Raw genomic sequence first — 8353 nt, forward strand, 5'->3', positions numbered from 1 at the left:
GATGTTCTTTACTCGCGTCATCAGAAATTGTCATGCAGCCCGCCTCGTTTGAGGCTCAGAAACAATACATCCCCATCCCCCAGCTGTCAACCCCTGACCAGCGGTAATGCGCGACCATCATCAAAAAGCGCCTCAGCTCTGGATATAAAAATCAGAAAACATCTGTCTGGAACAGCCTTTTTTGGTAAAGAGCAGTGAGCGGCATCTGAGCCGGGTTAAGGCGGACGAGTCACCACTCCTATTCGGGCAGTGTGGGTGGACATGCATCCGGAACAAACGAAACCAGCCCGAAGCTGCACGGGGCAAGCTTCGGGCTGGGCGAAAGGGGATTACAAGTAGGCAATCAGCGCTTTGGTAAATTCCTCGGTGCTGGCGGTGCCGCCCAGATCGCGGGTGCGCGGGCCTTCGGCCAGAATTTTGTTGACGGCAACGTCAATGCGGCCAGCGATCTCGGTTTCGCCCAGATGCTGAAGCATCAGCACGGCGGCCAGCACAGTGGCGGTGGGGTTGGCGACGCCCTGACCAGCAATGTCGGGGGCCGAGCCGTGAACCGACTCGAAGATGCCGAACTTGTCGCCGATGTTGCCGCTGGCGGCGATGCCGAGCCCGCCCACCAGCCCGGCAGCGAGGTCAGAGAGAATGTCACCGAACATGTTGGTCATGACCAGCACGTCGAACTGCTGGGGGTTGCGCACAAGCTGCATGGCCGCGTTGTCCACGATCATGGTGCTGACATTCAGCCCGTCCATGGCACCAACCTCATCCATGATGGTGTTGAGAAACAGGCCCTGGGTGACCGGCAGCACGTTGGCCTTGTGGACCACCGAGAGTTTCCTGCGGCGCTGCATGGCGAGATTGGCGGCGAACTTGCCGATAGCGAGACTGGCGTCTTTGGTAATGACTGTATCGGCGATGGCGGTGTCACCATAGCGACGTTCCTGCTCAACATACAGACCCTGGGTGTTCTCGCGCACCAATACCAGATCGACGTTCTCGTAAGCGCCCGGCACGGGGCGAGTCTTGGTGGGACGCACGTTGGCATATAAGCCGTACTTCTGGCGCAAATGACGAATCGCGCCCTTGAAGCCGTCGGGCTTGTCGGTGGGACTGGTGGCGGCCCCGAAGAGAGTGGCATGGGTATTTTCTACTGCGTCGTAGGTGGCCTGGGGAGTAGACGTGCCGTGGTCCAGGAAGTATTCGTATCCGGCTTGGGCGTCCACGTACTCGGCGTCGAAGCCAGCGGCGTCGAGCACGCGGCGGGCCGCCGGGATCACTTCGTGGCCGATGCCGTCGCCTTCGATCAGTGCAATTCGGTACTTTGCCATAGTGAAGTCAGTTTAGGGGATGGACAGGTCAGCGCAGGCTCGCGGAGTGTTTCCGGGTGGGGGAACAATGTTCTAGATTGGCAATCCCAGTTGCTCCACCACCCCCTGCGCCAGCAATGGCCCCAGCAAGAAGCCCTTGCTGCCCAGCCCACTAAGGTGCCACACGCCCGACTCGTCGCGCCCGCAGTCCAGCGGCGAGAGGCGCACTCCGGTCCAGTGGCCCGCGACCTCGACACCGCTCAGGCCACTCAGCGCCGCTCCCTTGCATAACAGCCAGTCGAGCGATTTGAGCGGCAGGCCGAGCGCTAGCGCCTCTGCGTGACTCTCTGCCGGAGCCTCGAAGGTCGCGCCCAGCACGCCGCCGTGTATTGCAGGCGAGAGATAGGCCCCGAAGCTCACCGGCTGCGTTGGGGCCTTGTTCAGCAGCAGCAGACTCCCGGCGCGGTGGGTGCCTCCCTCGCCTCCGAATGAACCGCCGCAGCACAGCACCCGGTCGGCGCATAGAATTTCGCCGCCATCCAGCACAGCACCGCTGGCCATGACCGTTGCCACCCGCCCGCGCATTACCCGCGCTCCCGACGCCGCCACCAGCGCCCGAACGAGCGCCGCGCCGCTGACCCAGCCGCCTTCCGGAATCTCCAGAACGCTGTGCCAGCCGGGGGGGAGTCCAGCTGGGTCGTGCCAGCGGTGCGGCAGTTCGGCGGGCAGATTGGCGACCCACTTGCGCCGGGTCTTTTCGTCGGGCACCGGACGCTGCACTCCTGACTGGGCGTGGGGAACAGCGTGGCCCGCCGCTTCCAGCTCGCGGATCAGGGCGAAGGTGAAACGCAGCCCAGCCAGCGAGAGCGCCTCGACCTTGCCACTCTGCCCCCGCACCGGGTTGAGCAGCGCAGCGGGCACGTCGCTTGCGCGGCCCTCGCCCGCGTCGAGCAGCGTCACCGCCCAGCCGGAGCGGGCCGCAAAGTACGCCGCCGACGCGCCCGCGATGCCGCCCCCGGCGATCAAGAGGTGCTTCACGGTTTACGGGCCACCAGAAATTCGCCCTTGCCCACCAGCCCGGCCGCCCGGCCCCGCCGCCGCTCCACTGCCAGGCCCGCTGCGATCAGACCGCGCCGCACCGCGCCCGCCGCGCTGTACGTCGCCAGCTGTCCCCCCGGCGCGAGACTGGCCGACAGCCGGGCCAGCATCTCCGGCGTCCAGACTTCCGGGTTGCGGGCAGGGCTAAACCCGTCGAGGTAAACGGCGCTGGCCCACCCGAGCGGCAGATCGGCGGCGCTGACGTCAGCGAAGACGACCCGCAGGGTGGCCCGGCCCTCCGAGACGCTCAACTCACCCGCCGCCGTGCCCGCATCCCAGGTAACGAGCAGGGCCAGCCACAGCGCGTTCTCCTCCCCCGCCGACACCTCGCGCAGCACGGACGCCGCCAACGGAAACGCCTCGAAGGCCAGGTAGTCGAGCACTGCGCCGCGCCCGGCAGTATCGGCCAGGGTGGTGCGGAAATTCAGGCCTAGCCCGAAGCCGACTTCCAGCACACGGGGAGCCGGGTGAAGGTGCGCGGCACTGCCTTCCAGAAAGACCGTCCGCGACTGGCGGGCCGCGCCGTGCCGCGACGAGTACCACTCGCCGTAGCGTGGGCTGAACACGCTCAGCGAGCCGTCGGCAGTGGCCTGCGGGCTGGTCGAGACCGGCTCCACCCTATTTGCCCAAGTCGGCGGGCGGAATGGGGCTGCCCTTGACGGGCGCGGGCAGCAGCAATTCGTTCTGACGCACGAAAGCCCACATGAAGCGCGGAATGACCATTAACTGTGATTTATAGGCTCTGATGGCGTCCATCTGCCGGGCCCGCTGGGCCGCCGTCACGGGGTAACGCTGCCACTGGAGGCCCTGTGAAGTGGGACGCGGCGGCGCGAGCGGCAGCTCACCGTGCAGGCCCTTGGGCAGCGGCCACTCCAGTCCCCCGTGAACCAGGTAGTAGTAGAGCGTCTCGCCACGCTGTGAGGCCAGCCGCGAGGCCAGGTAGGCCGCCGTGCGGTGGTCAGGATGACCGTCCTGGGCACTGGGGGCCAGTACGATGTCGGGCCTGACCTGATCGTAGACGGCGGCCAGCTGGCGGTCGAGTTCCTGGCCGGTATAAGGTTTTCCCGGCGCAAGGGTTCCGGCATACGGGACCCGGTTGACGCCGGTATGCACCGAGGTATACGGCACCAAGTAATTTTGCAGATAAATCGGGGTCAAGCCCTGGTCGGGGAAGCCCAGAAACGACACATGGTCGGCAGGAATGCCCAGTGCCTTCGTCGCGGCGCGGGCTTCGTTCATGCGCCGCAGGCCCAGGCGCAGCATATCGGCGTGATTGATCCGCAACTCCCGGGTGGTGGCGCGGGCGTCCCACTCGAAGCCGTCGCCACTGGTCAAAAAGACCACGTAGACCTGCCCACCCCGCTCCATCACGTCTTGCAGAAGGCCGCCCGCCGCCAGCGTCTCGTCGTCGGGATGCGGCGAGACGAACAGCACCCGTCCGCTGAGCGGCTTCATTTCCGGCAGGGCCGCCGCCGCCGCCCTCACCCGCTGCAAGGTCAGGCTGCCGGTGGGAAGCCAGTACCAGCCGTTGACGAAAGCCGCCAGCAGCGCCACGATCACCAGCACCGCAGTCAGGCGTTTCCATTTGCGGGGTGGCTTGAGACGCATCAGCGCCCACCAATATAAGCGAAGGTTTGATGAAGAAAGAGCGGTCCCCGCCGCCCCCGCCCCCGTATACTCGCTGGCGTGCCTGCCCCGAGTCGCCTGCCCGCCCGTCCGACCTTCGGCCTGGAAGAGGAGGTCTTCGTGCTGCACGGTGGGCGCACCTCGCTGGGCAGCTTGTGGAACATGGGCAGCTTGCTGTGGCAAGACCCGAAACGCAACTGGGCCGCCACCGCCACCAACTTCCGGCGCGGCCCGGCTGCCAAGCGCGAGACGATGAGCAGTGTGGAAGTCAGCACGCCCGTCGAGTTCAGCGCCGCAACCTTATTTACGGCGGCATTGTCACGCCGCATCGCACTGTCGCGGGCCTTTGCTTCGGGGCAACTCGTCGCGCTGGGGGCCTTGCCCGGCAGCGACCGCTACCACACGGCGGGCCTGCACATTCATGTCGGCGTGCCTGCTGGCCCCGAGCGTGAGCGCGAGCGGGCACGGCTCTACGGCAACCTAGCGTATGTGCTGCCGGTGCTGACCCTGGCGAGCGCCAGCAGTCCGTATTTCGGTGCGGGCAGCGCAGGACCGCTTTCGCGGGTTGCAGCATCGTTCGCGCTGGGCGAGATCGGCCCCGATGCCCGCCAGCGCTTTCAGGACCTGATCGTGACCCGGCGGCTGGGCACCGTGGAGCTGCGCGTGCTCGACCCGGTGCCAGACCCCGAGCGGCTATGGGCCATCTTGCAGGCGGTGGAGCGAGTCGCCCGGCTCCCCGACACGCTGCCCGGTAGCCGTGAGGACTACAACGCCCTCAGGGCGCAGATGCTGACCGGCCTCACCCCGGCACTGCGAGCACGGGCTGGAGAGGTCGCAGTGCTCACCGGTTTCGATTCGCACTGGACCGAATACACCGAGGCGCAGCGGGTGCAGGCCCACACCGAGGCGCATGGCTGGGAAAGCGCCTGCGCCCACCTCGACGGTCTGTACCGTAGCGGCGTCTGGCAGGACCTCGGCACACCGCACACGCCGCCGCCCGCCTGGCACGGCCCGGCCGGATTCGCCCGCTATTACCTGCCCAAGTTGCCGTACATCGCCCGCAAGGCGTACCTGGAAAACCATCCGGGGGCTGGTGAGGTGGAGACGGGGTGAGGTGGGGAGGGGGCGTGATTGGGGTCTCCAAGCACCCTTCACCACCACAGCAGCACGCCGCCCGCCTGCGAAGGCCCGCTGATACACTCAGGCCATGTTGAAATTCCTGCTGACTTTTTTGCGGCGGCTGCTGCCGTTCGCCCTGATCTGGGGAGCCGTGCTGCTGTTCTTGCAGCGCGTCTGGTTTTACCGCGATCCGGTACGCATCACCCCGACCGACGACGACCTGCTGACCAGTCCCTGCGACGGTCAGGTGGTCTATGTGCGCCGGGTCGAGAACGGCGAGATCGTCAGCGAGAAGCTCGGGCAGAAGATCCGCGTTTCGGAAATCACCCACGCCGAGTGGCCCGAGGGCGAGACGCCGGGCGCGGGCTGGCTGATCGGCATCTATATGTCGCCGCTGGACGTGCATTTCAACTACGCGCCGATGCAGGGCCGCATCACCGGCATTCACCACAACGGTGCGAAACTCAATCTGCCGATGGTGGACCTCTGGGAATACATCCAGCTCACCTACCTACGCCGGGCCGTCGATCTGTTTGCCAAGCGCTACGCTTTGGAAAACGAGCGCCAGACAGTCTTTATCGAGGGCCGCATCAAGGTGGCGATGGTGGAAATCGCCGACAAGTTCGTCAACAAGATCAGTACCTACGTCAAGGTGGGCGAGACCATCCGGCCTGGCCAGAAGATCAGCTTCATCGAGCGCGGCTCACAGGTCGATCTGTTCATCTTCGGCGAGGTGGACTTTCTGGTGGGCGTGGGCGATCAGGTCTACGGCGCACAGACGCCGATTGCCCGCCTGAGCAAGTCGCCGCGCTGAGGCGGGGAGCATGGTCAACGCCATCTTGCACTGGTTGCAAACCCTCGATCCGTTCGTTGTCCATCTGGTCAATTTCTTGCTGCTCACCCTGGAAGGCATCGGGCTGCCTGCCGTGCCATACGAGGCCAGCATGCTGGCGCTGGGCCTGATGGTCAAGGGGCATACCACCACGCTGTGGGAAGCAGTGCTGATCGGCACGCTGGGCAACACGCTCGGCAACATGATCGGCTACTACATCGGGCCGCGCGGTCTCAGGCTCATTCCCAAGAAGACCCAGCAGCGCCTGGGCCTGATTCAGATTCAGAGCATGCTCGAAAAGCACGGCCCCTGGATGGCGGTCATCAGCCGCTGGTTCGGGCCGCTCAGGACGCTGTTCATTCTGTACGCCCGCACGGCGGGACTCAAACCGCTGCCGTACCTGGCCTGCTCGTTTCTGGGCGCGCTGTCGTGGACGGCAGTCTGGCAGATCGGGATGTGGCTGGGTGGGGTGGCCTTTATCGAGGTCTGGCACCGTTACCAGAACTACGGCCTGATCGGGTTGGCGGTGCTGAGCGTGCCGGGCTACTTCATCTACCGGGCAGTGCATTCGGCGCGCGGCGAGGTCGCCAGCGCCGAGAAAGCCAAATCCCTTACCGAACAGGACTAAAGCCCATGACGAAGAAGTTGACCCTCCATGCCCTCCTGCCACACGGCGCGAGATTGACCCTCTCAGTGCTGAGCACGACGGCTTATCTGGGGGTGGCGGTCACCGAACTGCGGCTGGACAGCGTTTATCGCACTAGGTTGGCGCTGCTGCTGAGCGCGGGGGCACTGTACGGCGTCTATCGCGCAGCGACCAGCATGATTCTGCTGAGCCTGCGGTGATGAGCAGCCCCCAATGAATCAAACCTGGCGCTGGGTGTTGCTGGCCCTGCTGGTGGTGTTCGTGCTGGGCCTGGGCGCGCTGGCCGTCACTTCAGCAGAGGACGGTGACTACTCGGCGGCAGCGCAAGGGGCGGGAGCAGGACTGGCGCTGCTGATGTTCAGCCTGAGTTTACTTAAACGTCTGCGCGAAGGGCGTAAATAGAGCGCCATCTCTAGTCACGGGAAAAAATCTCCCTCTGGCCCCAGACACTTGCTCTGAGCGTGTCCAGCTATTTTGCTGGCCCGCCATACCAGAAAAGCTAGAGGACACCTTCATCTTGCATGGGTTTCTGCCTGTTGCACGTCAACTGTCCATGGCGCGCATAGCTTCTTTAGAACCGTGAATCACGTTGCAATTCAACGGTAAAGATTGCCGCAAATGGCGCAGCAACATGGACCTACGCTGGCCACGTCAGGAATCTTAATCGTGGCTCATCATTCGCGCGGCTCACTTCCCGTGCTCTACCAGTGCGGCTTTTGTTACTGGAGTTGTTATGAGGCAACGTTTCACGCCGCTGACTTGGATTATTGCCGCCCTGACCATGCTGCTGGGTACCGTGCTGGCCCAGAGCGCTGCGGTCGAGGCCCCACGGCTGACCTTGAGTTATGGTCAGTTCGGCCTGGTGTACCAACTGTTCTCAATCACCATCGCCACCATGGGTGCAGGCTTCCTCTTCTTTGTCCTGGCCCAGCCCAACCTGTCTCCCAAGTACCGCCCGGCCATGGTGGTCTCAGCACTGGTGGTCGCCGTGGCTTTCTACCACTACTTCCGGATCTTCAACTCCTGGAACGAATCTTACGCCCTGACCGGTGAGGTCTACCGCGCCACAGGTATTCCGTTCAACGACGCCTACCGCTACGCCGACTGGATCCTGACGGTGCCGCTGCTGCTGGTCGAGACCGTAGCGGTGCTGGCCCTCGCCAGTAATGTCGCTTCGGGCATGATCTGGCGTCTGGCGCTGGCCGCCTTCGTGATGATCGCCACGGGATACCCGGGTGAAATCTCCAACGACACCACAACGCGCTTGATTTGGGGAACCATCAGCACCATTCCTTTCATCTACATCGTCTACACGTTGTTCGCCGAACTGGGCAAGTCGCTGGCCCGCCAGCCTGCACGGGTACAGGTGCTGACCCGGAATCTGCGGCTCCTGCTGTTCGCTTCCTGGGGCTTTTACCCTATCGCCTACCTGTTGCCCGTTCTGCTGGGCGGCGGCCTGAGCGCCAACGGCGTGGTCGCCGTGCAAGTGGGCTACAGCCTCGCAGACATCCTGGCCAAAGTCGGCTTCGGCACCCTGATCTACTTCATCGCGCTGGAAAAGACGGCCCACGACCGGAGTATGGGTGTGGCAGAAAACAGCACCACCCCGGCGGCCACCGAACGAACCTCCTAGAGCATTTGTCACAATAGAACCTGGGGATGGGCGTGTTTAAACCAGTGTTCGATATCCAAGCGTTTCACGGCGTCCAAAGCGCTGCCAATGGCGTT

Annotated in this window: 11 protein-coding genes; 7 read left to right on the forward strand and 4 right to left on the reverse strand. The window is 64.3% G+C overall.

Translation table 11 applies throughout. From position 1 onward, the window contains the following. The coding region (locus GUI70_RS24750) for a hypothetical protein (RefSeq protein ID WP_237725106.1) at positions 1–198 on the forward strand (198 nt) is incomplete at its 5' end. A gap of 131 nt (positions 199–329) precedes the next feature. Here the strand turns inward: GUI70_RS24750 and GUI70_RS21800 are convergent. The 4 genes from GUI70_RS21800 to GUI70_RS21815 all read right to left on the reverse strand — a co-directional run bounded on the left by GUI70_RS21800 (position 330) and on the right by GUI70_RS21815 (position 4010). After that, positions 330–1325 carry an isocitrate/isopropylmalate dehydrogenase family protein gene (locus GUI70_RS21800; protein ID WP_161884386.1) on the reverse strand — a complete coding sequence of 332 codons (996 nt, stop codon included), beginning with the start codon at positions 1323–1325 and terminating at the stop codon, positions 330–332. Positions 1326–1397: 72 nt separating this feature from the next. Then, positions 1398–2342 carry an FAD-dependent oxidoreductase gene (locus GUI70_RS21805; protein WP_237725107.1) on the reverse strand — a complete coding sequence of 315 codons (945 nt, stop codon included), beginning with the start codon at positions 2340–2342 and terminating at the stop codon, positions 1398–1400. Next, complete coding sequence (gene mnmC2 / locus GUI70_RS21810) at positions 2339–3019, reverse strand: tRNA (5-methylaminomethyl-2-thiouridine)(34)-methyltransferase MnmC2 (protein WP_161884387.1); 681 nt, start codon at positions 3017–3019, stop codon at positions 2339–2341. Before mnmC2 ends, GUI70_RS21805 begins: the two co-directional genes overlap by 4 nt. 1 nt (position 3020) lies before the next feature. Beyond that, positions 3021–4010 carry a PIG-L deacetylase family protein gene (locus GUI70_RS21815; RefSeq protein ID WP_161884388.1) on the reverse strand — a complete coding sequence of 330 codons (990 nt, stop codon included), beginning with the start codon at positions 4008–4010 and terminating at the stop codon, positions 3021–3023. A 78-nt stretch (positions 4011–4088) separates the two neighbouring features. Here GUI70_RS21815 and GUI70_RS21820 point away from each other — a divergent pair, with 78 nt between their 5' ends. From GUI70_RS21820 to GUI70_RS21845, 6 genes are all read left to right on the forward strand, one after another. Continuing rightward, positions 4089–5141 carry a glutamate-cysteine ligase family protein gene (locus GUI70_RS21820; protein WP_161884389.1) on the forward strand — a complete coding sequence of 351 codons (1053 nt, stop codon included), beginning with the start codon at positions 4089–4091 and terminating at the stop codon, positions 5139–5141. 94 nt (positions 5142–5235) lie between these two features. Beyond that, on the forward strand, positions 5236–5961 hold the full coding sequence (locus GUI70_RS21825) for a phosphatidylserine decarboxylase (RefSeq protein ID WP_161884390.1): 726 nt from the start codon (positions 5236–5238) through the stop codon (positions 5959–5961). Between the two features lie 10 nt (positions 5962–5971). Next, a complete protein-coding gene (locus GUI70_RS21830) occupies positions 5972–6607 on the forward strand; it encodes a DedA family protein (protein ID WP_161884391.1) in 636 nt (211 codons plus the stop codon). A 5-nt stretch (positions 6608–6612) separates the two neighbouring features. Further along, positions 6613–6825 carry a hypothetical protein gene (locus GUI70_RS21835; protein WP_161884392.1) on the forward strand — a complete coding sequence of 71 codons (213 nt, stop codon included), beginning with the start codon at positions 6613–6615 and terminating at the stop codon, positions 6823–6825. 13 nt (positions 6826–6838) lie between these two features. Further along, positions 6839–7027 (forward strand): hypothetical protein, encoded by a 189-nt coding sequence (locus GUI70_RS21840; protein ID WP_161884393.1) that lies wholly within the window; start codon positions 6839–6841, stop codon positions 7025–7027. Positions 7028–7358: 331 nt separating this feature from the next. Beyond that, positions 7359–8258 (forward strand): bacteriorhodopsin-like, encoded by a 900-nt coding sequence (locus tag GUI70_RS21845; protein WP_237725108.1) that lies wholly within the window; start codon positions 7359–7361, stop codon positions 8256–8258. Positions 8259–8353: the final 95 nt, after the last annotated feature.

The sequence above is a fragment of the Deinococcus alpinitundrae genome (assembly GCF_009982895.1).
GTDB classification, from domain to species: Bacteria; Deinococcota; Deinococci; order Deinococcales; family Deinococcaceae; genus Deinococcus; species Deinococcus alpinitundrae.